This is a genomic window from Halobaculum sp. MBLA0143 (assembly GCF_041361465.1).
GTDB lineage: Archaea > Halobacteriota > Halobacteria > Halobacteriales > Haloferacaceae > JAHENP01.
This window is the reverse complement of the sequence record NZ_JBGKAC010000002.1, coordinates 286424-310464: the sequence shown is the minus strand read 5'-3', so window position 1 is coordinate 310464 and position 24041 is coordinate 286424. Positions and strand designations below refer to the sequence as shown.

Annotated in this window: 18 protein-coding genes and 2 pseudogenes; 16 read left to right on the top strand and 4 right to left on the bottom strand. The window is 69.6% G+C overall.

The window, feature by feature from the left end:
- Positions 1–255 precede the first annotated feature (255 nt).
- Genes RYH79_RS16800 through RYH79_RS16790 form a run of 3 tightly spaced genes read left to right on the top strand, consistent with a single transcriptional unit; the run spans position 256 to position 8608 of the window.
- A complete protein-coding gene (locus RYH79_RS16800; RefSeq protein WP_370901471.1) occupies positions 256–3999 on the top strand; it encodes a PD-(D/E)XK nuclease family protein in 3744 nt (1247 codons plus the stop codon).
- Positions 3996–8123, top strand: coding sequence for a UvrD-helicase domain-containing protein (locus tag RYH79_RS16795; RefSeq protein WP_370901469.1), 4128 nt, complete (start codon positions 3996–3998; stop codon positions 8121–8123). The genes RYH79_RS16800 and RYH79_RS16795 overlap by 4 nt, the downstream gene beginning before the upstream one ends.
- A gap of 38 nt (positions 8124–8161) precedes the next feature.
- Positions 8162–8608: a hypothetical protein gene (locus RYH79_RS16790; protein WP_370901467.1), complete on the top strand. Its 447-nt coding sequence runs from the start codon at positions 8162–8164 to the stop codon at positions 8606–8608.
- A 6-nt stretch (positions 8609–8614) separates the two neighbouring features.
- On the opposite strand, the gene RYH79_RS16785 is transcribed toward RYH79_RS16790, so the two are convergent.
- Complete coding sequence (locus tag RYH79_RS16785) at positions 8615–9322, bottom strand: hypothetical protein (RefSeq protein WP_370901465.1); 708 nt, start codon at positions 9320–9322, stop codon at positions 8615–8617.
- 95 nt (positions 9323–9417) lie between these two features.
- Here RYH79_RS16785 and RYH79_RS16780 point away from each other — a divergent pair, with 95 nt between their 5' ends.
- The 4 genes and pseudogenes from RYH79_RS16780 (at position 9418) to RYH79_RS16765 (ending at position 13929) form a co-directional block, all read left to right on the top strand.
- The gene (locus RYH79_RS16780) at positions 9418–9867 is read left to right on the top strand and encodes a hypothetical protein (protein ID WP_370901463.1); all 450 of its coding nucleotides are present in this window, start codon (positions 9418–9420) and stop codon (positions 9865–9867) included.
- Positions 9868–10276: 409 nt separating this feature from the next.
- A pseudogene (locus RYH79_RS16775) lies at positions 10277–10597 on the top strand (cobaltochelatase subunit CobN); the annotation flags it as partial.
- Positions 10580–11427 (top strand): annotated as a pseudogene (locus RYH79_RS16770) (hypothetical protein); the annotation flags it as partial. The pseudogenes RYH79_RS16775 and RYH79_RS16770, both read left to right, overlap by 18 nt.
- A 246-nt stretch (positions 11428–11673) precedes the next feature.
- Positions 11674–13929 carry a Piwi domain-containing protein gene (locus RYH79_RS16765; protein ID WP_370901461.1) on the top strand — a complete coding sequence of 752 codons (2256 nt, stop codon included), beginning with the start codon at positions 11674–11676 and terminating at the stop codon, positions 13927–13929.
- Positions 13930–14206: 277 nt separating this feature from the next.
- Here the strand turns inward: RYH79_RS16765 and RYH79_RS16760 are convergent, their stop codons facing one another.
- On the bottom strand, positions 14207–14845 hold the full coding sequence (locus tag RYH79_RS16760) for an HhH-GPD family protein (protein ID WP_370901459.1): 639 nt from the start codon (positions 14843–14845) through the stop codon (positions 14207–14209).
- A gap of 418 nt (positions 14846–15263) precedes the next feature.
- Here RYH79_RS16760 and RYH79_RS16755 point away from each other — a divergent pair, with 418 nt between their 5' ends.
- The 8 genes from RYH79_RS16755 (at position 15264) to RYH79_RS16720 (ending at position 20892) form a co-directional block, all read left to right on the top strand.
- A complete protein-coding gene (locus tag RYH79_RS16755) occupies positions 15264–15419 on the top strand; it encodes a hypothetical protein (protein ID WP_370901457.1) in 156 nt (51 codons plus the stop codon).
- Between the two features lie 27 nt (positions 15420–15446).
- Positions 15447–16787 carry a cobyrinic acid a,c-diamide synthase gene (locus RYH79_RS16750; RefSeq protein WP_370901455.1) on the top strand — a complete coding sequence of 447 codons (1341 nt, stop codon included), beginning with the start codon at positions 15447–15449 and terminating at the stop codon, positions 16785–16787.
- A gap of 111 nt (positions 16788–16898) precedes the next feature.
- Positions 16899–17069 (top strand): hypothetical protein, encoded by a 171-nt coding sequence (locus RYH79_RS16745; RefSeq protein WP_370901453.1) that lies wholly within the window; start codon positions 16899–16901, stop codon positions 17067–17069.
- A gap of 78 nt (positions 17070–17147) precedes the next feature.
- Complete coding sequence (locus RYH79_RS16740; protein WP_370901451.1) at positions 17148–17591, top strand: DUF7342 family protein; 444 nt, start codon at positions 17148–17150, stop codon at positions 17589–17591.
- 196 nt (positions 17592–17787) lie between these two features.
- The gene (locus tag RYH79_RS18085; RefSeq protein WP_489753362.1) at positions 17788–18021 is read left to right on the top strand and encodes a toxin-antitoxin system TumE family protein; all 234 of its coding nucleotides are present in this window, start codon (positions 17788–17790) and stop codon (positions 18019–18021) included.
- A gap of 107 nt (positions 18022–18128) precedes the next feature.
- Positions 18129–18509: a hypothetical protein gene (locus tag RYH79_RS16730; protein WP_370901447.1), complete on the top strand. Its 381-nt coding sequence runs from the start codon at positions 18129–18131 to the stop codon at positions 18507–18509.
- Positions 18510–18622: 113 nt separating this feature from the next.
- A complete protein-coding gene (locus tag RYH79_RS16725; RefSeq protein ID WP_370901445.1) occupies positions 18623–20053 on the top strand; it encodes a PQQ-binding-like beta-propeller repeat protein in 1431 nt (476 codons plus the stop codon).
- Complete coding sequence (locus RYH79_RS16720) at positions 20050–20892, top strand: hypothetical protein (protein WP_370901443.1); 843 nt, start codon at positions 20050–20052, stop codon at positions 20890–20892. The genes RYH79_RS16725 and RYH79_RS16720 overlap by 4 nt, the downstream gene beginning before the upstream one ends.
- A gap of 104 nt (positions 20893–20996) precedes the next feature.
- Here RYH79_RS16720 and RYH79_RS16715 read toward each other — a convergent pair whose 3' ends face one another.
- Positions 20997–21221 (bottom strand): DUF7860 family protein, encoded by a 225-nt coding sequence (locus RYH79_RS16715; RefSeq protein ID WP_370901441.1) that lies wholly within the window; start codon positions 21219–21221, stop codon positions 20997–20999.
- Between the two features lie 280 nt (positions 21222–21501).
- Here RYH79_RS16715 and RYH79_RS16710 point away from each other — a divergent pair, with 280 nt between their 5' ends.
- Positions 21502–21903 carry a hypothetical protein gene (locus tag RYH79_RS16710; protein WP_370901439.1) on the top strand — a complete coding sequence of 134 codons (402 nt, stop codon included), beginning with the start codon at positions 21502–21504 and terminating at the stop codon, positions 21901–21903.
- Between the two features lie 98 nt (positions 21904–22001).
- Here RYH79_RS16710 and RYH79_RS16705 read toward each other — a convergent pair whose 3' ends face one another.
- Positions 22002–23816, bottom strand: a complete 1815-nt coding sequence (locus RYH79_RS16705; RefSeq protein WP_370901437.1) for a cobyric acid synthase — start codon at positions 23814–23816, stop codon at positions 22002–22004.
- Between the last annotated feature and the right edge of the window lie 225 nt (positions 23817–24041).

The window sequence follows — 24041 nt, the reverse complement described above, 5'->3', positions numbered from 1 at the left end:
CGTCCGCTGTGACGCCGGCACTCGCGAACGGGGTCCGACCCTCGAGAGCGGACCCACCAGCGACGGCCGAGTCCCCGCTAGTCTACTCCGGGAGACGGTGACGGGGAGCGGGGAGACGGCGAACACGGAGACAGTGGACGCGAACACGGCGAACAGTGTGGTGCCGGCGGGCCGGGTGGGTGTGACCGGCCGGCACACCGATCCCACCGCACCGCGAGGCGTACATCTATGTGGCCCTCTCACGATACGGGCGGTGTGACAGTCACAGTTCTGACGGGAGTCGACCCGACGGCGCTCGAACGACGGGCGTTCGAGCGGGCGAGTGCCGTCGCGGACGACGAGCCGGGGTCAGTCGTCGTCGCGGCGGCAGACGGCGGGCAGAGTGGTGCCGTCGCGGACGCCTGGGCGGCGGCTCACGACCCCCTTCGGGTGCGGGTGACGGACCTAGACCGGCTCGCGGGTGACGCCTACGAGCGGGCTGGCGGCCCGGGGACGCGGCTGGACACGCCGACGCGGCGCCAGACGATCGACCGGGCGCTGCGGGCGGTTGCAGCGGAGACGGGGCTGTCGGCGGCACACGCCCACGGACGGGAGGTCCGAGAGCTGTTGTCGGAACTCGCGGCTGCGGGCTACGACGACCCGGCCGAACTCGCAGACCACGTCGACACACACCTCGACGACCGGACGGCGACGGTGCTCTCGCGAGTGGCCGAGACGGCGGCGACACTCCAGCAGTCGGCCGCGCCCGCGTCGTACACGCTCCCGGAGGCGTACCGGGCGGTCTGTGACGCCGACGACCCCGAGGCGCTCGTCGACGCCGACGCGCTGGTCGTCTCCGGCTACACCGACCTCGCAGACACGCAGATCGACCTCTTGGAGTGTCTCGCGGCCCGGACGACGACGGACGTCGTCGTCACCCTCCCACTCGCGGAGACGCCGGACCGCCGAGGCGACGAGACGACGAACGACGAACCGGGAGACGACGAGACAGCGTCGCTCGACGGCGCGAACGCCTACGTCGCCGACACTTACACGACGCTCGTGGCGCTGGCGGACGAACACGTCCACGTCGGTGCCGACGCCACCGACGCGAGCGACCCTACCGACACCAGCGCCGGCGACGCGACCGTCACCGACGCGAGCGACCCTACCGACACGGCCACACCCTCGCTGGCGACGGCGGTCGGTCGAACGTTCACTCGAACGGCGACCGTCGACGACGCGGTGCCGTCCGGGCTACGCTGGGAGTCGGCGGCGACGCCGATGGCGGAGTCACGGGCGGTCGCACGACGGGTCCGTCGGCAGATCGCCGACGGCGCGGCACCGGAGGACGTGCTCGTCGTCGTCCCGGAGCTGTTGTCGTACCGTGACCGCCTCGCCGACGCCTTCGACGCCGTCGGCGTGCCCGTCTCCGACGCCGGGCGCCCGCCGCTGGGGCAGACCTGCGTCGGTCGCGCCGCTATCGACCTGGTCGACTGCTGTCTGTCGTCGCCGACGGCCCGCGACCTGGCGAGTCTGGCGAGCAACCCGGCCGTGGATCTCGACTACCGCGACACCACCGACGACTCCGACGGTCACCCGGACGGCGACTCCTCCGGCGACCACCCGCTCGACGCCGACGAGCTGCTCGCGGTCGTCGACAGCCTCCCGACGGACGGGCTCGCCGACCTCCGTGCGGAACTCGACGCCGAGGCGGACGCCGCCGTCGCGGCGTTGCTCGACCGGGTTCGTGCGGTCCGAACCGCCTCGCGTGAGGCGACGGTCGCGCGGCTCCGCGAACTGTTCGCACACGTCGGTCTCGCGGTCGGCGACGATCGACCGACGACGGACGGGACCCACGAGGCTGGCGCACGAACGGCCGTCGACCGCACGCTCGCGGCCGTCGGGCGCGTCGGCGACCCGGACAGCGAGCGTACCGACGACGACGGCGACGCCAGGGAGGCTGCGGGGGACGCGACGGACCCGCTCCGCCGGGTCGCAGACGCCCTGGAGGGGCTGCGTGTCGCACCTGGCGGAGGGCGACCGGGGACAGTCGAGATCGTCGGGGTGCAGGACGCGCTCGGGCGGTCGTCCGACCACCTCCACGTCGTCGGACTGACGCGGGCGGCGTTCCCGCCGGAGGACCGTCGGTCGCGGTTCTTCCGTCGGGCGTTCGAGGCGTTGCCGAGCGTCACGGCGACGGACCACCAGGCCCGGGCTCGCTACCAGTTCGCCGTGCTCGTCGGCGCCGCAGAGACGGTGGCGCTCGGCCACCCCGAGGTCGGCACGGACGGAGACGAACGACTCCCGTCGCCGATCCTGACGGAACTCGCCCGAGTGACCGGGCTCGACCCGGAGTCGCCCGCCGACTCCGCTGATCCCGCTGCTCCCGTCGACTCCGCTACTTCCACCGACTCTACCGACCCCGTCGACTCCGCTACTCCCACTGACTCTACCGACCCCGTCGACTCCGCTACTCCCACTGACTCTACCGACCCCGTCGACTCCGCTACTCCTACTGACTCTACCGACCCCGTCGACTCCGCTACTTCCACCGACTCTACCGACCCCGTCGACTCCGCTACTTCCACCGACTCTACCGACCCCGTCGACTCCGCTACTCCTACTGACTCTACCGACCCCGTCGACTCCACCGTTCCCCCGACGCCGTCGATTGCGAGCGCGGGCGACCTCCAGCGTGCGCTGACTGGCCACGACGGCGAGACGCGCGAGACGGCGCTGACGGAGGCGGTGAGGGACGGGGTGGTGTCGTCCGCGACGGCAGAGAACGTCCGGCGCGGGGCGGCCTGTCTCGCCGGACGGGTCGGCGACGGGTTCGGTGAGTTCGACGGCCACGTCGACCCAGCGACGGTCGCGGCACACCACGACCCGGCGCCGTTCAGCCCCACCGGACTGCGGTCGTACGCGCGGTGTGGCTTCCGGTACTACGCCGACCGGGTGCTGGGGCTACCGGAGGAGCCGGAGTACCCATTGGAGCCGACGGCACTCGACCGCGGGACGCTCGTCCACGACACGCTGGAACGCTTCTTCGACGGACTCCTCGTCGAGACGGACGGCGACCCGGTCGACCTGACGACGTTCGACCGCGCGAGCCTGGAGCGACGACTGCTGGACGCCGCGGAGACGGAGCTGTCGACGCTCGACGCGCCGACGGACGACGCCTTCGGCACGCGGTGGCTGGAGACGCTGCTGGCCGGGCTCGCAACGCCGGCGGCCAACGACCACTACGGCGACGACCACCCTCACCGGGGGACGGACCGTGGGGTCTTCGTCCGGTTCCTCGACGAAGAGTTCGACAACGACGACCGCGTGCTGGCGGTGGAGTCGCCGCTCGACTTCACGACGGACCCGGACGCCCCGACGGGTGCAGAACGCGACGACGACGCGTACGCCGTCGAACTCGAAGCGCCGGACGGCCGAACGGTCGCGGTCCGGGGGCGCGTCGACCGTGTCGCGGTGGAGGTCGACGACACAGACGGTGGCGAGTCCGGCGTCGAGTCGGTCGGCGGACGGGTCCACGACTACAAGACGAGCGACCCGACGACGAAACGGACGTTCGGAGGGATCGACTTCCAACTGCCGATCTACACCGTCGCGGCGCGGCGCGAACTGACCAGACGGTACGGCGACGCGCTCGACGAGGTGGACGGCGGCTTCTACACGGTCGAGCCGCCGGCGACGGTCAGACGAAAACGGACACTCCTCGAGACGATCTACCGCAACGGCGGCGACGCGACGGAGTTCGAGCAGTTCCTCGACGCTGAGATCCCAGAGCGCGTCGCGGACGTCGCCGACAGCGTCGCCGACGGCGCGTTCCACACGACGACGCTCGACGCCGACACGGCCGGCTGTGACCACTGTCGGTTCGCGGACGTGTGCGGGGTGCGACACCACCGGCGACGCGAGCGGGCCGAGGCCGCCGACGACGCCGGGCACTACGTCCCGCAGGCGGCGCGTCCGACGAGTTACTACGACGAGATTGGGGGTGAGGAGTCGTGAGCGACTCCGATCCGGCGAGCGCGACGGACGCCGACGAGACGACGGCGGCGACAGGCACGGGAGACGGCGAGGAGCCGTTCAGCCTGACCGACGAACAACGTGCGGCGACGGCGACGGAGGCCCACGTCGCGGTGACGGCCGGCGCGGGCACTGGGAAGACGACGACACTCACCCGGCGGTACCTGAAGCTGCTCGGGGACGGCGTCGACCCCCGGGAGATCCTGACGATCACGTTCACGAACGACGCCGCCGGCGAACTCCGGGAACGGGTGCGGGCGGCCGTCGACGACGAACTCGACGCGGCGATCGCGGGCGACGGGAGGGGGGACGGCGACACGGGTGGGCGTGCCGACACCGACCGCGCCGACTACGACCACTGGCGGGCGGCCGCCGACGCGATGGGCGACGCCTACGTCCACACGATCCACGAGTCGTGTGCCAGGCTGCGGTCGGAGTTCGCCGTCGCCGCGGGGGTGAACCCCTCGGCAGAGACGCTAGACGAGAGCGACGCGGGAGTGTTGGCCCGCCAGACGGTCCGCACGAGCGTCACGGAGATGCTCGACCCCGACGACGACCGACACGGCGACCTGACGCGACTCGGCCGTCTCTGGAGTCGGTCGGAGCTGGAGACGGTGCTCGTCGGACTGTTGGAGTCCCGGCCGGAGAGCCGTGCGTGGGTCGACCGCTGGCGGGACGCCGACGCCGGTGCCCACGCCGACGCGGCCTGGCGGGCGCTGTACCCCGTCTCGGTCGCCGAGGCGCGGGCGCGACTGACCGACGACGCCGTCCAGTCGGCGCTGGCGACGATCACCGACATCGACCCCGCGGCGCTCGGGATCGACCCCGACTCGGACGACGGCGCGGAGTTCGTCCGGACGGTCGAGTCCGTCTGTCGGGAGACCGACGTCGCCGACGGCACCGCGTCGGGCCGCGACTGGCAGCTCGCGCTCGACAGGCTGTGTGACAGGCTGACGACCGGAAACGGCGACCCGTACACCGGACGGTCGGTCCACTACTACCGCGGGGCCAAGAGCACCTGGAGCGCCCACGAGGCGACACAAGAGCAGTTGGAGACGGCGGGGAAGACGCTGATCGACCGTCTCGACCCCGCGGAGACCCCGTTCGTCGGCGGGCGCCACGCGGACGGCGACGCGGCGCCGTACCTCCGAGCGCTCGCCCGGGTGACGGACCGCGTGTTGTCGGCGTACGACGCCCGCAAACGGGACCGGACGGCGTTGGACTTCGACGACCTCGTCACCGACACGGTCTCGCTCCTCCGCGAGGAGCCCGCGTTCCGCGCGGCCGTCTGCGACCAGTTCGAGTACGTGATGGTCGACGAGATGCAGGACACGGACGACGAGCAGTGGGAGCTGATCCAACTCCTCGCCGGCGCCGACCCGGCAGCGCTCGGCCACCCGGACGCGACGCCGACGTTCGACACCAACCTCTTTCTCGTCGGCGACGAGAAGCAGTCGATCTACCGCTTCCGTGGCGCCGACGTGACCACCTTCGGCGACGCGCGGGCGACGCTCGCGGACGCGAACGCGGTCGACGGGGGTGACGCGGGTTCGACCGGAGCGGGCGACGCGGAGACGGACCACGCCGACCTCGAACTGTCGGGGAACTTCCGGACGCTGGACGGGCCGCGGGCGTTCTGCAACGAGGCGTTCGAGCGGGTGTTCGCGCCCGCCGGCGACGAGCGCGCCGCCTTCGAGGCGGCGCCACAGGCGTTGTCGGGCGAGCGGGGTGACGACGACGACAGCGAAGACAGCGACGAGCCCGACCGCCCGGGCTCCGTCGAGTACCTGTTCGTTCCGGACGACGACGTTCCCGGGTTCCACGGCGACGGCTTCCTCGACGACGGCAACGCGCTCCCGTTCTTGGGCGACACGGCGACGCGGGAGGCGGCGGCGGTCGCGGCACGGCTGAGCCGGCTACTCGCGTCGCCGCCGACCGTCGAGGACCCGGAGACGGGCGACGAACGGCCGGCCAGACCCGAAGACGTGACCGTGTTGCTGCGGGCTAGAACCCGGCTCCCGGCGTACGAGCGGGCACTGGACGCCGTCGACGTGCCGTACACGGTCGCGTCCGGGACGGGCTTCTGGCAGACGCCGGAGGTACGGACGCTCGTCGGGCTGCTGGAGGTGCTCGCGGACCCGACGGACGACACCGCGCTGTACGGCCTCCTCCGCTCGCCCGTGTTCGGCCTCCCGGACGACGACCTCGCGGCCCCGACTGCGAGTGAAGGGTCGCTGTGGGCGACGATCCGGGCTGGCGAGCGGGGAGACTCCGAGACGGGGGATTCGGACGAGCCCGAGACGGCAGTCACCGACGAACTCGCGGCCGCCGGCGACCGGATCGCCGACTGGCGCGAGCGGATGGCGCTCGGTGATGGAGGCGGGGAACCCGAGCGCGGCGTCGACACGCCCTCGTGGGGACAGTTCCTCTCGCGGGTGTCGACGGAGACGGGCTACCTCGGTGCGCTCGCGGCCGGCGAACGCCCGCGGCAGGCCGTGGCGAACGTCGAACAGTTCCGCGAACAGGTGCGCGACTGGGCCGACGGCGGCGCGGTGACGCTCGCGGCGTTGCTCACCCGGGTGCGGGACCGTCGGGCGGTCGAGACCCACGCCGACCAGGCGAGCGTGCCGGACGACGCCGACGGCGTCCGACTCCGGACGATCCACTCCGCGAAGGGGCTGGAGTTCTCCGTCGTCGTCGTCCCCGAGGTCGGCCGGGAGTTCGTGTTCGGGTCGAGTGTCGACGACGACGGGAAGCTGTACCTCGACCGGGTCGCTGCGGACGCGACAGAGGCCACAGCAGGTGACAGCGGAGCGGGTGACGGCACAGCGGGTGACCGCGACACGACCGCCGAAACCGTCCCGCTCGTCGGGATCAAGGCGCCGTCACCGGGCGACGGCTACGACCACGTCGGCACGTTGGCGCGCCGTGGACTGCGCGAACGCGACCGCCGGCGGGAACGTGCCGAGCAACGACGCCTGTTGTACGTCGCTCTCACACGAACCCGGGATCACCTCCTGCTTTCCGGGCACCACTCCGTCGACGACGTGGGCGGCGGCGACGACAGAGGCGGCGACAACGGCAGCAGCGACGACGCTCCCCTCGCGGGCGCTCTCGACGACCCGAAGCCACACGCCGACGCGCGGCGCTGGCGGGACTGGCTCGCGCCGCTCCTCCTAGGTGACGGCAGTCTCCGGGAGCCCGAAGAAGACGACGCCGCAGCGGACGCCCGTGCCGCGGCGACGGCCGACACTCTCCGCGCACTCCAGGCCGACGGCGCCGTCACCCGCTCGCTCGGCGACGCCGACTACACCGTTCGCGTCCCGCCGGCGCCGGCGACGGACTGGCGCGAGCGTCGGTCGGACGACTTCGGGACGGTGGAGGAGGCTGTGCCGCGCCGCGACGTCGCGCCCGTCGACCCCTCTCCGCCGCCCGTTGCGACGACGGCGACGGCGTACGCCGAGGCTGTCGCGCCCGAAGTGGAACGGAGCGGTAGAGGAGAGGGGAGTGAGGGGGACGACGTGGTGGACACCGACTCGGCGTTCGGCCTCGCCGCCAACGACCGCGGCACGGCCGTCCACGAACTGCTGGAGCACCGCCCGCCACGGGAGGAGTGGCGCGAGAGCGCCCGCCGGCGCGCGACCGGACTCGGCGACCCGACCGACGCCGACGTGGACGCGATCCTCGAACACGCCGACCGCGGGCTGGCGACCCGCGAACGCCTGTTGGAACGGGTCGATCCGGCGAGTGTTCACGCGGAGCTCCCGGTGACCGCCCGGTTCGACGCCGGCCGGATCGTCGGCGAGATCGACCTCCTGGTCGTGACCGACGAGCGGTACGTCGTCCTAGACTACAAGACGGACGCGACCGAGGGGGTCGCTGTCGACGACTTGGCCGCGACCCACTGGCCGCAACTGCGGGTGTACGCCGCCGCGCTCGCCGAGCGTGAGGACGGGCGGGACGTGGAACTCCGGCTGTGTTTCACCGACGCTGCGGGGGAGAACGGTGGTGGGGTCGTTCGACGGCGGCGCTACACCGCGGCGGAGTTGGTGGCGATTCGGGAGGAGATGGATCGGGGGCTCCCGCGGCTCCGTCGGCGGCTGTAGTCGAAGGTGACTCGTGTCGGGCGGTCTCCGTCGCGGCCGTGACGCAAAGCGTGCGGGCGAAACGGCGGTATCTGGCACTCCGGAACCTCGAAGACCGCGCCCAGAGAGCCTCGGTAGGCGTGACGGTGTTGGCCGCCCGCGCCGAGGGAATCGACCTCGACCACGAAGGCGACGAGCTTCGGCGACGGCTCACGACGGGACGTAACCTGTTTCGAGACCTTGCGACGGCACGCACGGGCGTGACAGCGTTCGACGTGGCCGAGACGGACCGTTCCTTCGAGGAGACGCAGGTGCTCTCCCGTGTCGCCGCCGAACTACCGGCAGACTGGCGGTTCGACGTCACCGCAGCGCGACTCGACGCCGCCGCAGCGACCTGTGGGTTCCCGGACAGGGAGATCCGTGACCAAGTCCAAGAGCGTCTGGAGTGTGTCCAGTCGATCCTCCGCCGGCGAGCGGAGCGAGCGGTGGCGGAGACGGGGCCGTGATCTGTGTCAGTCTGTGCCGCCCACTCGCTCCAACAACCGTCGCGCGGCCGCGTCCGCCTCCCGGCCCGTCAGGCCGTGGTCGGCGTAGGCGTTTGCGACAGCGATCCGGATCTCCTCGGACGAGTGCGTCTTGCGAGTGTCGAGGTACCACCCCTCGCGGAGGTACTCGCGGAGTTCTTCGATCTTCTGGGTGCGGAAGTGGTTCACGCCGGGGAGCCCATCGAGCACGCGCTTCGGGTCGCCGTCGACGCGCTCGGCAAGTTCGCTGACCTCGTCGATGAAGGTGTCAGACACGGCCCCGCTGTGTTTCAACACTTCCCGATCGATCGGTTCGCCACGGCCGACGGTGTACACCTCCGTGAACGCCTCCAGCGCGGCGCCGTGACGCCGGATGCGGTCGCGGGCGTCAGTCGAGAGCAGTTCGTCGACGTGTCCCGCGTCCAACAACGACTTCAGCTGTCCCCAGCTGTCGACCCGGACAGACAGGAGGTCGTGCAACACGCTCGGCTCCTCGGTGACGTACCAGAGGTGAGCCTTCTGTGCCCCCTCGTTCGGGTCGAACGTCGGCACGTCCAGCCGCTCGCGGTAGGCGTCGTGATCGTCGCCGTCCGGCGCAGGCACGTCGACAGTCGACGGGCCGACGTCGACCTGTGGCTCCCGAGCGGTCGGATCGTCGTCGTAGACGCCGTGGAGGGAGTGGATCGCGTGGTCCACACCGGCCCCGTCCAGTCGCTCGTGGAGGCGATCACGCTCGTCTCGTCTGCGAGCGCTCGGCGACGCTCGCGCAGTGATCGACTCCCGCCTCGTGGTTGTCGATCACACACGTCGTCGAGGTGGCACGGACGACGTACCGACAGCGCCCGGCGCTCACCGACGCCGTCGATGGCGTCTCCGGTCCCGCGCTCGACGACCCCGGTCGCGGCGACGCTCCTAGCCTCGACATCGACTACGCCTCGTTGTCGCCCGACGGTGACGTCGACGACCCTCGTCTCCACCTCGCCACCTACCGACCGAGCTGTGCCGACGACGGTCGGGCCGAGGTGTTCGCGGAGTATCTCCGTGGGGGACTCGAAGAGGGTGTGCTCGGTGATGTCGACGACACCGCCGCCGAGCAGGCCGGCGGTGTCGCGGCCGCGCTGGACGGTGACGCGACGCTCGACGACGACGCCGCGCGCCTCCTCGAAGAACTGAGGGCACTCGCAACGGACACCGCCGAGCGCGCCCGGTGCTCGCCGACGGCAACTCAGCGTGTGCGCTAGCGGCTGGGGACGCGGGAGACGGAGTTCGCGCTGTTCTCGAAGGCGGTCTCGTCGCCGACGCTGGCGACTCCTGGTCTCCGGTCAGACCGCGCGAACTGGACGACCTGCCGTCGTTCGGGCGTGCCGTGGTTCTGTTCTGGGGTCGACCGGCCGAGTTGGGGAGCATCTCGGTCGGTCGGTGCTCCGGGGTGCTGTCGCGCCGCGTTTCCGTCGACCCCCCGGGGGTTCGGGGGTGATTGCGGGTCGACGGAAATGATAAGTGCTAGGCGGGCAGTAGCACACTGTACGTGTCCGATTCGGGCACGGTTTCGGATGAACCCGTTGTGGGGTTGAAGCCGGTGCCAGTCCGAGCGGTAGGCGCAGTCCGTGCGTGTTCCAGACGAACCCGTTGTGGGATTGAACCCTCGACACGCTCGACCCGCGGAAGGTGCCCGCCAGGACCGCCCGAGACGTGAGCCGAGAGGTGGCCGACGGGGTCACGCAGCGTCACGTCGACGAGGAGAGGGTCTTCCCCGAGGAGATTGGTGTCGTCGCCCGGGGGAACCTGTCGAGGCAGTCGTCGCGTTAGACCAGCCACCCGACCGCAACTACGTGAGGAAACACGTCGAGGGAGACGAGGGACACCTCCGGACAGAGTGTCGACGAGCCCGAGGCGGCGGCGCGACACCGGGTGTTCACCACTCGATCGGGTGGCTACGGCGCGGGGACGAACGAGGCCGTCGATGTCGGGGTCCGAAAGATCTGTGGGATCAGAGAGTGGGACACCTGTTTCCCGTGCGCGATCATCGACGCCGAGAGAGGCAAGATCCAGAGTTGGAGTCCGATCCGGAACTACTGGGGCGACTGGACGCCGACGAGCGTCGACCAGCCGTGTCTGATCTTCACGACGAACGACAGTCTCCCGAAGTCGGAGTTCCGCAACCGGATGAAGATCCTCTCGATGGACGTCGCGTTCCCATCGAACCCGGAGGACCCGAACTTCCACGAGGCACAGGAGGCGCTGACGGACGTGCTCGAACGCCGGAGCCCGATCCTCAGCTATGTCGCCCGGCGGATGCTCGATAGACGACCGTGGACGGAGGGGAGCGGGACAGTGGAGGACGTACGCCGTATCGTCAGGGAGTTCTACGACGAGGCCAGCCGTCCGATGCCAGACTACTTCCCGGCCGACGAGGCCGCCGAGAAGCGGTTCGACACCGGCCGGTTGAATTGGCAGAAGGATATCGAGGGTGGACGAGTCACGTTCGAGCGGGAGTCCGAGAGGATCCGCGCGGGGTTCGACCACGGGGACTGGAGGGGTACGACTACGAGAAACGTCTCGACAAGCGGTTCATTACACATAAATCTGGACGATCGGTGTACATCGGTGCCCCCGAGGCGTTCGCCGAGTGGGCGGGGTACACCGTCGAAGAACTGCTCGCCGGTACCAGCGAAGACAGTGAGGGAGCAAGAGGGGCGTCGGCAGATTCCGACCGGGACAGCTCCAACGAGGGCACGGATGCTTCGGAGGAACACGTGGATGGAGAGTCCGGAGGATTCCTCTCACGACTGTTTGGGTAACTCTTCACAGACACAACCCCGACGGCAACGAGCGAGGTACAATCTGTGTGAGGCCGCAGAGCAACGCGGCGTCTAGAAGAGCGACGGGCGTTCGGGCGGACGCTCGCTGCCGATAGGTAACTGAACAATTCGATGCACGGTCGGTACACATTCAGGGCTCCGTTCTTTTCCGGAATAGAATCTGACCTACGTCGATAAGATAGGTCCAGTGAAAAATTTTTATGTGCTGGTGTCGAGGTGCGATATATGGAAAAGCGAGAGGAGACTGGTCTGGGTGAAGAAGATGCACTCTCTGGGGGTGTACACATTCTAAACTGGGCAGGTGATCGGAGTTTGGATGGACTTCGGGTAGTCGTTCACGAGCTGAGTACGAGTGAGGGGCTGGGCCACGACGACGACGTGGAACGGTTCACCGAGATGGCGGCCTGGTATCTCGGCCGTGAACACGCTACACCAGTGGCTACTCGCGGCGATCTCACCGTCGTTGCGCCCACGGAACTGTCCCGGTCAGTCACTGTGTGGGGCCAATCTGTCTCGCCTCGGTCGAGAGAGGCAGTGACACTCGATGCGAGTTCACCGCGGGGTAGAGGCCAGCTCAAGGCGCTCGTGCAGACTGGTCTCCGGCTGGCGATTTCAGCCGAGGAGTACGAAGTCCCAACGTTAGATCGTGTCGTCAGTCACACACCTGCGCTCCGCTCCGAAGACGAGAAGTTCGCACTCTACCCGAAGTTCGATCTCACGGTGGATGTCCCTGCCTCCGGAACTCCACTACTGCACGTGGAGGCCGGCCACACCGTGCGGACGACTCAAGTACTCGCCGACACACACAGCCCCGGCGACGACGTGAGCGGGATCACAGTCGAACACGATACGACAGTCTACGACGACAAGAGTCGTGGAACGGTTCAGGGATGGTCCGACTACCGCTACACCGACCACGTTCCGGGTCTCGACCAGTCGGTCGCATCGTACCACGAAGGTCTCCTGAACGAGCAGATGCGACAGGAGTTGATCGGCCAGAATCCTCGACTCGTCCGTGTGAAGTACGGCCCTGGATTCGAAGGGCATCAAGCGCCTCAAATTCTCCGCCGGAGCGTCCGCGAAGAGGACGTACAAGAGGCGAACCCCGAGTTCTACCGACAGTACCAGGCGAAAAAGAGTCTTCTCCCGGACGACCGCGTGAGCTATGCTCGGTCGTTCATCTCTGATCTCAGCCGGATTCCCGTCCTCGACTTCGACTTCTCGGTCGGCAACGGCCCCGATAGCACCGGCTACGACTGTGTCCCGATTCGGGAAGGCGGGAGACGGTTGGCGTTCGGGGACCAGAGTCTCCACAGTGTACCGACGGAGGGGCTACGAGAGCACGGCGTGTTCAGCGACCCGGGCGACTACAGTCTCGGTGTCTTGGCCCCGAGCCGTGTTGCCGACCTCGGCGAGGAGATTACGCAACTGTTGCTCAAAGGGCTCCAAGAGGTAGGCGCTCCAACGAGGACGCGGTTCATCGAGTACGAACTCGGGGCGACTAGCGACTACACCGAGCAGGCAGCACAGATCCGCGGCGAGATCGACTGTGCGCTCGTTTTAGTGCCAGACGAGGACCAGGTCGCTAGCTTTGATATGTTCGACGACCCGTTCGACGAACTCAAACAGACACTCATGAGGGGTGGCGTCGCGAGCCAGATGCTACAGAAGTCGACCGCAGACGACCTGAGCCAGTCGAACGCCGATCTCTCGAACGAGAAGTTTGCGAACATCCTCAGCGCACTCGTTGCGAAGGCCGGGGGTACCCCGTGGCAAATCGCCGACCTCCCTGGAGAGACGGATGCGTTCCTCGGTTTGGACGTGACGTACGATTCAGACACGGGCCAGCACACTGGCGCGAGTGCGAGCGTCGTCCTCGCCGACGGGACGACGTACGCTGCCGAGTCGACGACGACGCAAGGGGGTGAGGAATTCTCGGTCGACGACGTGCGTCAGTTCATCCGCGAACTGGTCTTCGATCACGGCACCGTCATGGGAGAGTCGATCGAACACGTGACGTTGCTACGAGACGGTCGCATGACCGAAGATGTGGAGACGATCAGAACAGCCGCCCAGGAGATGAATCTCGAGGCTGACGTTGTAGCAGTTCGGAAGTCCGGCCAGCCACGGATCGTCGAGTACGATGCGTCACGCCGACGGCTCGACCTCGCCGACAAGGGGGTGGCGTTCGTGGACCGCGACCGAGATCGGTCTGTACTCCTCTCCTGGGGGCCGCCCGAGGTACAGCTCTCGAGCGCTCGTGGAACTCCGCGAACACTCGGGATTCGCCACCACTCCGGGCCGAGTGATATTGAAACACTGACACGGCAGGTGTACTGGCTATCGGAGGTTCACGTCGGATCACCCGCCCGGAGTGGTCGGAACCCCGTCCCGATCGAGTACGCTGACAAGGCCGCAGAGTACGTGAGAGACGGATTCGTATCCAGTGGGCAGGTTATCCACGGGCCAGCGTACTTGTAGCGTACACCAGTTTTCGTCGAGGAACGCGACCAGCGGCATTCCTGACAGTGAAGCATTATTTATTCCCCCAGGGTGGAGCCGGATACTCTGTCCGATTGTCGATTCAGATCTATTTCGATTGGAGTGCATGTCTCGCCGAAGTGAGTTCAAGCCGTCACTGGTGTGATGCCCACACGACTCCAACAGCTGTGAGTGACCTCAGTCGACAGGACTGTTCGAACACCCGAGTTCGGCACCGACTTGGCCGAGTGAACGCGGTCCGATTCAACTGTTGTCTTCACCTCTCTCTGTGCGTCACGTACTCGCACCGCTCGCGGAGGGGACAACTCGGACACGCCGGCTCGCGCTTCGTGCACACCGTCGCCCCGAAGTCGAGCAGCGCGAGGTTGTACGTCCGCGCTCGCTCGCCGTCGGACGGGAGGAGTTCGGCGGCGAACGACCGCCGCTCGGCGTCGGCCGTCGGGAACTCCTCGCCGGACAGACGCTCGTACACGCGGACGACGTTCCGGTCGACGATCGGGACCGACTCGGCGAGTGCGAAGCACCGCGTCGCGTCGGCGACGTACGGCCCGACGCGCGGGAGCTCCCGGAGCTCGTCGCCGTCGCGTGGGAGCGAGTCGTGCGTCGCGGCGACCTCGGACAGCGCCGCCGCCCGCATCCGCTGGAACCCGAGCGGTTCCAGCGCCGACTCTAGCTCCGACTCGGACGCTCTGGCGAGACTGTCCAGGTCGGGGTACCGATCACAGAGCTCCGGGTACACGTCGGCCACGTTCTCCGCTGGCGTCTGCGTGAGGAGGAACTCCGCGAGGAACACCTCGTAGAACGACCGAGAGCGGTCGCGCCAGGGGAACTCCCGGGGTCCGTCGTCCGCCCACGAGAGGAGCGTGCGTCGCGTGGAGGATCCGTCGTAACACATCAGTCTCGACTACGCTCCTCCGGTGATTCGAAGTCTCGGTCTGGAGGGGAGAGGCCGCGAGAGGGTAGCCCTCCGAGGGAGGCCGGTCGTGTACACTGGACGGCCGGTGTGAATCTGTATACACACTCGTCTCCAGTCGCGTCGTCGGGGTGTCGGGGGAGTTGGTCGCTGTTCCCGTGGCGATCCTCGCCGGCGGTGCGGCGGCAGCAACGCTCCAGCGACGCGGGGGGTGAGCGACCGTGGCCGATTGCACAGTCGAACGGCACGACGACTCCCGATACCGCCGTGTGCGAAGTGAAACTCTGGGCGTTCGACGGACCACGGCGACGACGAGCTGACGCGACTCCCGACCGGTGACGACGGCTTCGACTACGAACTCCGGAGGGCACTGTTCTGGGAACGAGACGGAGAGGCCGTCGTGGACGCGATACAGAACAGAGACGAGTCGCCCTCCGACACACACCCCGAGATTGAAGACGCCGACGACGAACGTACGCTGGATGACACGGCAGGAGCTGGGATCGAGACCACGCCGGAGTTCGAGCCGGAGCGTGACGACGGTGCCTGTGCGTGACGCCGCCTTCGTCGACGGGGGCAGCCCGTGAAGGGGTTCGTCCTGGCGGGGACGAGTTCGGGCGTCGGCAAGACCGTCGCCACGCTGGCCGTCCTGCGCGCACTCGACGACGCCGGCTACGACCCACAGCCGGCGAAGGCGGGGCCGGACTTCATCGACCCGAGCCACCACGAGGCGGTCGTCGACGCTCACTCACGCTCGCTCGACCCGTGGCTCGAAGGTGAGACGGGCACTCGGCGGACGTACTACCGCGGCGACGGCGACGTGTGCGTCGTCGAGGGGATGATGGGGCTGTACGACGGTGACGTTTGCAGTACCGCCCGCGTCGCCGCGACGCTGGATCTCCCGGTCGTGCTCGTCGTCGACGCGAACGCCGGGATGCAGAGCGTCGGCGCGACCGCACTCGGGTTCCGCGAGTACGCCGCCGAGGTCGACGCAGACGTGGACGTCGCGGGCGTGATCGCACAGCGCGCCCACGGCGGTCGCCACGAGTCCGGGATCTGCGAGGCGCTCCCCGACGGGATCGACTACCTCGGGCGTGTCCCGCCGGACGACGGCCTCGCCGTTCCGGATCGCCACCTCGGGCTGGAGATGGGCTCCGAGTCCCCGGTCGACCCGGCGGCGCTGGATCGCGCCGCCGAGACGATCCACACGGAGCGGTTGCTCGGACTCGCCAGAGCGCCGCCAGGACCGGGAGAGACGGCGACCGCCGACGCGGGCATCGGAGGAACGCCCGACGCCGACGACCGTCCACGGGTCGCGGTCGTCGACGACACGGCACACTGCTTCTCGTACCCGTCGACCAGAGAGCGACTCCGTGAACTCGGCGAGGTCGTCACGGTCTCGCTGCTCGCGGGCGACGACCTCCCGGCGTGTGACGGCGTGTACCTCCCGGGCGGCTACCCCGAGCGGTTCGCGGCGGAGCTGTCGAGCGCGCCGGCGCTGGACGACATCGCCGCCCGCGCCACCGACGGGCTCCCGGTGTTCGGGGAGTGTGGCGGACTCATGACGCTCGCAGAGTCGCTGACCACGACCGACGGCGACACCGTCGAGATGGCGGGCGTCCTCCCCGCAGATGTACAGATGGAAGATCGCTACCAGGCGTTGGATCACGTCGAACTGATGGCACGCGACCGGACGCTGACGGCCGACGCCGGCGAGACGCTGCGTGGCCACGAGTTCCACTACTCGGCCGCGGACGTGGCCGGCGACGCCCGGTTCGCGTTCGACGTCGACCGCGGCGACGGGATCACTGGAGACGCAGACGGCCTGACGGAGTACCAGACGCTCGGGACGTACGCACACGTCCACCCGGAGTCGGGCGCGTTCGACGCGTTCTGTGCTCGGCTGTCGGCGGGCGGTCGCTGACGGCGCTCTGACCGGGATCGTCACTGTGTCGTCACGGGCCGAACGCCGTCCGACGAGACGGAACAGTCCGTCGGAAGAAGGGCTATTCCGCTGGGACGGAGATGTGTAGGTGTGAGAGAGCCAGCCGAGGAGCTTCGAGCGGACCCGGACGCGACCCCGCCGGCGTTCGACGGCCTGGCGTCGCCGGCGGAGGTGGTGAGCGGCGACCGGACCCACGACGACTTCTTCGACGCGGTGGTGACGCTGGCGGAGCCGGCGACGACTTCTTCGACGCGGTGGTGACGCTGGCGGAGCCGGCGACGACCTCTTCGACGCGGTGGTGACGCTGGCGGAGCCGGCGACGACCTCTTCGACGCGGTGGTGACGCTGGCGGAGCCGGCGACGGTCGGCGAGGTGGCCGACCGCGCGGGCCACGGTGTCGACGCGGCACGCGAGTCCCTCGCGTGGGTCGAGGCCATGGGAATCGTGCGTCGGCGGTCGGAGACGCCCGCGACTTACGAGCGCAACGAGTCGTACTTCGAGCGGCGTCGTGTCGACCGTCTGCGGGCGACGCACACGACCGAGGAACTGCTCGACCGGCTCGAAGCAGACACGGAACGGGCGGCGGCGTTCGCCGAGCAGTTCGACGCCGACTCGCCCGCCGAGGTGTCGCCGTCCGCGCACGCGACCGAGACGGGCCGCTCCGTCGAAGCTGTCTGGGAGGACATCTCGGCGTGGCGGACTGTTCGCCGTCGGATCGAGTTGGTCGAGCGTGCGTTGGAGTCTGACGGCGGCGACGCGGCCGAACGTCGACGTGTCGCGTGAACGGCCGCGGTGACAACCGCCGCGACGACGCGCCGGTCAACTTCGAACTGCTTGCCACGGTCCGTGACCGACTCGTGACCGACGACCGATTCCGACGGGTGACGCTTCGCCCCGAGACTGCCCTCGACCGACTCCGCTGTGTGTTCCGTGACGACTTCTATCCCTCGGCAGTCGAGCGTGCTCGTGTCGAGCTCGTGTGGTACGAGAACGGCGACTCCTCGATTCACTACCACGAGACACACCGCGACGAGTCGTTCGCCATCGGTGGGATCGCCACCCGTCGGATCACAACAGTCGTGACCACATCCACCCCGGGCCGGACGCGCCGACGCCCGGCCGCGACGAGCCGCACCCGTCACACTGGCGGGACAGCTTGACGGCCGTGTTCGAGGAGATCGACGAGCGACAGCGGGCACCCTGGCAGAGCTGACGGGTATCCCACCGCCGAACGGCCGTAACGAGTCGAGTCACGCACACGAGTACGAGCGCCAGCAGAGACCGGAAGATTCGTCTCCCGTCGGGTGGAGTCTGTCTCCGATGCAACGGAGACAGTTTCTCGCGGGTGTCGTCACCTGCGGCGCGACCGGCGTGAGCGGGTGTACTGCGTCCGGCACCGACGAGTCGGCGACCGTCCGGGTCCGCAACTGGGGTGACTCGTCCGTCCAGGCCAGACTGTCTGTGACGCCCGAGCGGCCTGGCACCCGGGCGTACCGGAACCCCGAGACGACGCCGACGAACGAGGCCGTCACCGTCGGGTCGGAGGAGTTCGTCGAAGTGACGACGATCGAGCCGGGCGCGTACGGGACGGTGTTCCGCGGCGGCGGTCACGAGGCGACGCGGTGCATCCGGCACGAGGGTGACCGCTCGACGTACACCTTCGTCGTCGACGAAGCGAACGTGGTGTTCACGGCGGGATAGTCGCGGAGGGAGGAGGACACGGGTGCCCACGACTCGATCCCGGCGCGGCAGGCTGTTCCGAGCCTCCGAGACGAGTCGAAGACGGTTTCACACCTCCCGACGACGCCTCGCCGATGGACGACTCCCGCCCTCCAGAGCCGTCCGGCAGTATCGACGGACACACCGATACCGACCCTCCGACGGCCGAGTCGCCGGCGACGACCCGGACTCGGCGGCAGACGCTCGCGCTGGCAGTCGGCGTGACGGCGGCGACGGCCGGGTGCAGCGGCGTTCTCCCGGCGCGAACCCGAGCGGTCGACACCGGCGACTGGGCGACACCCGGCGGAACCCCCGCCGGGACGTACGCCAGCGACGGGGACGCATCGACGACGGCAGACGACCTCCGACGACGCTTCCACGTCGAGACACCGGATCTGTCGGGCTCGACCCGCGGTGTCGAGCCGGTCGTCCACGACGGGACGGTGTACGTCGGCTGGCACCCGTCGCCGACGTTCGACGCCGCGACCGGACGCCAGCGCGCCGCCCTCGGGCCGCTCGACGCCCCGCCCGCGGTGACGACACAGACCCCGTACCGCAACGCGACGCTCGTCGGTGTCCGAACGGTCGAACCCTCGACCGGGCCGCCGAACTACGGCCGCGAGCAGGCGCTCGTCGGGCTGAACCCCACGCCGAGCGTCGACGACGGCCTCCGCGTCCGGTGGCGGTTCCCCGACACCGGTGGCGCGTTCGGTCACTGGGGCGGCGACGGTGTCTCGCCGCTGACAGTCGCCGACGGCACCGTGTTCGCCGGCGGCTCGTGGCAGCACCCAGACGGCACCCAGCGGGCGGGCGTCGTCGCCCTCTCGGCGGCCGACGGCGAACCGGAGTGGACCTACCCCGTTCCCGACGATCTGGCGACGGACGACTCGCCGGCGAGCGGTGACGACGACCGCGGCCCCGACTGGTACCCGGCGACGCGACCGGCCGTCCGCGACGGGACGGTGTACGCCGTCGACGCGCTCCGTCGCGTCCACGCGGTCGACGCCGCGACGGGCGCCCTCGAGTGGATCCAATCGTCGACGGCCGACGGGGCGCTGTCCGGCCGGACCGTCGTCGCTACGCCGTCGGTGATTCTCCTGCTGGGCGACGAGCGGGTCGTCGGGCTCGACCCGAGCGACGGCGGGGAGCTGTGGCGACAGCGACTGGACGGCCACCTCGCGGACGCGGGTGGGCGATTCGCCGGTGCCGTCGCCGACGGGCGGCTGATCGTGGTCGTCACCCCCGAGGACGGCTCGCAGGCGGTCGTCGCGCTCGACACGGAGTCCGGGCGGGAGCTGTGGCGGCGGCAGATCGACGCGCTCACCGGGCTCCCGACCGTCGCCGACGGCCGCGTGTACCTCTCGGCGTACGACGACATCCGGTGTCTCGACGCCGGCGACGGCCGACGGCGCTGGCGCGTGCTCGGCGACGAGGACGCGAGTCCGTACGGGACGCCAGTCCCGGCCGAGGGCGGACTGTACGTCGTCGGCTACGGGAGTCTCACCGCGTTCGAGAGGGAAGCGTGACCGACGGTACTGCAGGCGTCGACGACGCTGCGAGCGTCGCCGACACGCGGGTCACGTTCGGCGGCGTCCTCCGGGCCGTCTGGGTGTTCGTCCGACACCGACCGACCGTGGTGGTCCCGTTCCTGCTCGCTGGGGTCGTCACCGCCCTCGTGGACGTGATGCGGGTCGCCGGGCCGGTGCCGACGACCGGACAGACGGCGGCACAGTACGGCCCGCTCCGAATCGTCTTCCACGCCGTTCCGGCACCGGTGAGCGCCGTCGGGACCTCGCCGGGAGCGTGGCTCGGCCTCGAACTGTCGTGGCTCGCCGTCACCGGCGGGCTGGAACTCCTGACAGCCGGCTGTGGCGTGGTCGCGGCCGTGTGGGTGCTCCGTCGCGTCGGCGACGCCCTCGGACACGGCGACGCGACGGTGTCGACGTGGCCGGCGGCTGGGCGGCTCTTCGGCTACCAACTCGCCGTCAGTGGGCTGTTGGCCGGCGGTAGCGTCCTCGTGGGGGGCGGTCTCGGACTGTTCGGGCTCCCGGTAGTCCTGCTCGTGCTGTACGTCGCCGCGCGGACGTTCCTCGTGCCGGCGCGGGTGGTCGCCGGCGACGGCGTCCTCGCGTCCGTAGAGTGGAGTTGGGCTCGGACACACGGCCACGCCAGGACGCTCGCCGGCGTCGCCGTCGCGCTCGGCGTCGCCGCGAACCTGCTGGTGAGCCTGCCGGCGTTGCTCGCGCCGAGCCTGGCCGCCGCCGGCGAGGCCGGGAGCGTGCTGGCGACGACCGTCGTCGGGACGGCTCACGCCGTCGGTGTCGGGCTCGTCGCCGCTCGGCTCGACGACTCGGGCGGTGAGTGAGTCGGCCGAGCGCGAACAGTTCGCGTGTGACTGGTGGAGTGAGGCGTCGTCGGCACCGACGTGGGACGGAGACACGAGCTGCTCTGTCGAGTCACAGTCCGGTCTCAGCTACTCAACAGGGGGAAGACGATCCCGAAGCCGAAGACGGAGACGAGCTCCGAGACGAGACCGAGTAGCACGGAGTCGAAGAGCAACGTCTGTTCCCACCCCGGGAGCGGTCCGACGAGCGGAGGGAGGATCAGGTGGCCGAGAATCCCGGCACCGACGAGGAGGAATCCGAAGGCCATGCCACGCTTCGCGTACGTCGCGTAGTCGATCCCGTTGCTCACGCGCTCCCGTACCGTGGAATCGTACAACTTCGTTTCGACATCGGGCTGTGGACGGCGACTCGAACGCCGGCGACGCCGGACCGACCGTCTTCGTCGACGGTCCGTGTCGGCCGGTGACGAGTGACTCGGCGACGGACGGCGCGTCGACGACCACGACAGAGAAGAGTCGATAACTGTCCGAACAGAGGCGGCCGTGTGAGCGCTCACACAGAAGTACTGGATTCGATCGGCGACAGTCCCGGCATGGAGGAGGCGCTGGCTGTCGTCTACGACCAGACCGATGGTGGTGACGTGGTTCGACGCGCTGGCTGTACTGCGGAGCCGGGTTCGGGAGGGTGAGCGACTGTATCCCGCCGACGCGACACGGGTGCGCGAGCGGCGAGCCGCCGCCGTCGACGCCGTCGACCGGCTCGTGAACGGCGGCCACCCGCCGGAGCGGCGGGTCGCTCGGAAGGCCTGTGGGCTGTTCGAGACCCCGGACGACCGGCTCGCGGGCGTGACGGCGCCCCAGGTCGGCGACACCGACCGGGAGCTCGGCGACGGCGAGGCGGTGTCGCTGCGAGGGGTCGCCGAGTCGTACGCGAAGTACGACTGGATTGTCACGCTCGCCGACGCCGTCGACGGGGTGACCGCGACTGTCGCCGACGCCGTCGCGCGGGCACGCGAGTCGCAGAGTAGGTGACTGCGGGAGGAACGAGTCACTGCGGGGCGGAGTGGTCGGTCACAGTTCGCCGGTGAGAGACACTCGGAGCAGACACGAGAGAGCCGACGCTCGTGGCGTCACCCGTCGTCGCCGGGGCTCTCTGGCAGTCCCAGCGCTCGGAGATCGACGTTCTCCCGGACGAGTTCCGCGGCGGCGTCGTACGGTGACTGGCGGTCCGTCTCGCTCGTCGGTCGGTCGACACCCGCGGCGGCGAACACCGCGTCGAGGAACCGCTCGCGGGCGGGTTCGTTCTCGAACAGCCCGTGGAGGTACGTCCCGAGCACGTTCCCGGTCGCGGCGCTCTCCGGGCCGACGGGGGAGGGTGTCGGTTCGAGTTCCCGCGTGCGTCCCATGTGGATCTCGTACCCCGACACTGTGGCACTCTCGTAGCCCGACGCAGTCGGCGAGGTCGCCGACCGTCGGTCGTGATCGTCGCCCAACAGGGGACCGTCGAGCGAGCGCTCGACGGCCGCGACCCGTTTCTCCCGGTGGAACCGCGTCGCCACCGGGAGGAGCCCGAACGCCTCGACGGTGTCGTGGTCGTCGGTCGACTCGACGCCGGCGTTCCCGATCCGCTCGCCCAGCAGTTGGTAGCCGCCACACAGGCCGACGACCGGCCCGTCGAACGCGTGGAGTGCATCGCCGAAGCCGGCCGCTCTGAGCGCGAGCAGATCGTCGACCGTGTTCTTCGTCCCCGGGAGGATCACCGCGTCGAGCCCGTCGAGTGTCGTCTCCGGCGGGACGTACGCCACCCGGACACCGGGGACGCGAGCGAGCGGCTCCACGTCCGTGAAGTTCGAGATCCGTGGCAGCCGGACGACGCCCACCGTCACCGACCGCTCGGCGGACACTCCGTCGTCGCCGACGACCGCTCGGTCACCCGCGTTCCCTGCCGACACGGCTCCGGTGTCGTCGGCCGACGGCGTCGGGATCGACAGACTGTCCTCGGCCGGGAGCCCGGGGTCGTCGTACGGGATCACGCCGACGACCGGCACGCCGGTCCGATCTTCGATCTCCTCGATCCCCGGCTCCAAGAGCGACGGGTCGCCTCTGAACTTCGTGACGACCGCGCCGACGACTCGTTCGCGGACGTCCGCCGGGAGGAGTTCGACGGTGCCGTAGAGGCTGGCGAACGCCCCGCCGCGCTCGATGTCGACGACGAGCAGTACGTCCGCGTCGGCGAACCTGGCTGTCTCGAGGTTCGCCAGGTCGCGGTCTTGGAGGTTGATCTCGGCGATGCTCCCGGCACCCTCGGCGACGACCACGTCGTTGGCGGCCGCGAGTCTGTCGTGTGCCGTCTCGGCGGCCGCGCGGGCGTCGGTCCAGTGGTCGTCGTAGTAGCTGCCGGCCTCGTAGTGACCGACCGCGACCCCGTCGACGACGAGTTGACTCTCTGCGTCGCCGCGGGGCTTCAGCAACACCGGGTTGCTGTCGGTCGTCGACGCGGTGCGAGCCGCCCGGGCCTGGACGTACTGCGAGACACCGATCTCCCCCCACTGTGTCTGGTTCGCCGTGTCGTCGCCGGCCACGGTACTGTCGTCGGTCGCCGTGTCGTCGCCGGCCGCGGTACTGTCGTCGGTCGCCGTGTCGTCGCCGGCCGCGGTACTGTCGTCGGTCGCCGTGTTGTCGCCGGTCGTGGTGTCGTCGTCGGTCGCGTGGTCGGCAGTCGTCGCGTGATCGTCGGCCGTCGTAGAGCCGTCGGCCGCTCCCGCTGCGATCGGGACCGCGCGGGCGTTGTTGCTCATGTTCTGTGCTTTGAACGGCACGACGGAGCGGCCGCAGTCCGCGAGGTGACGACACAGCCCCGCCGCGACGGTGCTCTTGCCGACGTGAGAGGCGGTCCCGGCGACGAGGAGGGTCCTGGCCTCGTCGCTCGACGAGTCGTCGCTCACCGGTCACCCCACCGACTGCCACGCGTCGCTCCCCGTGTCCGCGAGCGTCTGCCCGTCGGGCGGGCGTGTCGGGGCTCCGAGTCGGAGGCTGTCACGTCACTCGCCAGTCCCGGCGGCCACTTCAGCGTCGTGGTCACTCGGTCGAGACGTGAGCGGGAGAGCCGAGAGCCGAGAGTGGTGCTCGGTGCTCGGCACTCGGTGCACCCGTTTGCGACGACGGCGTCG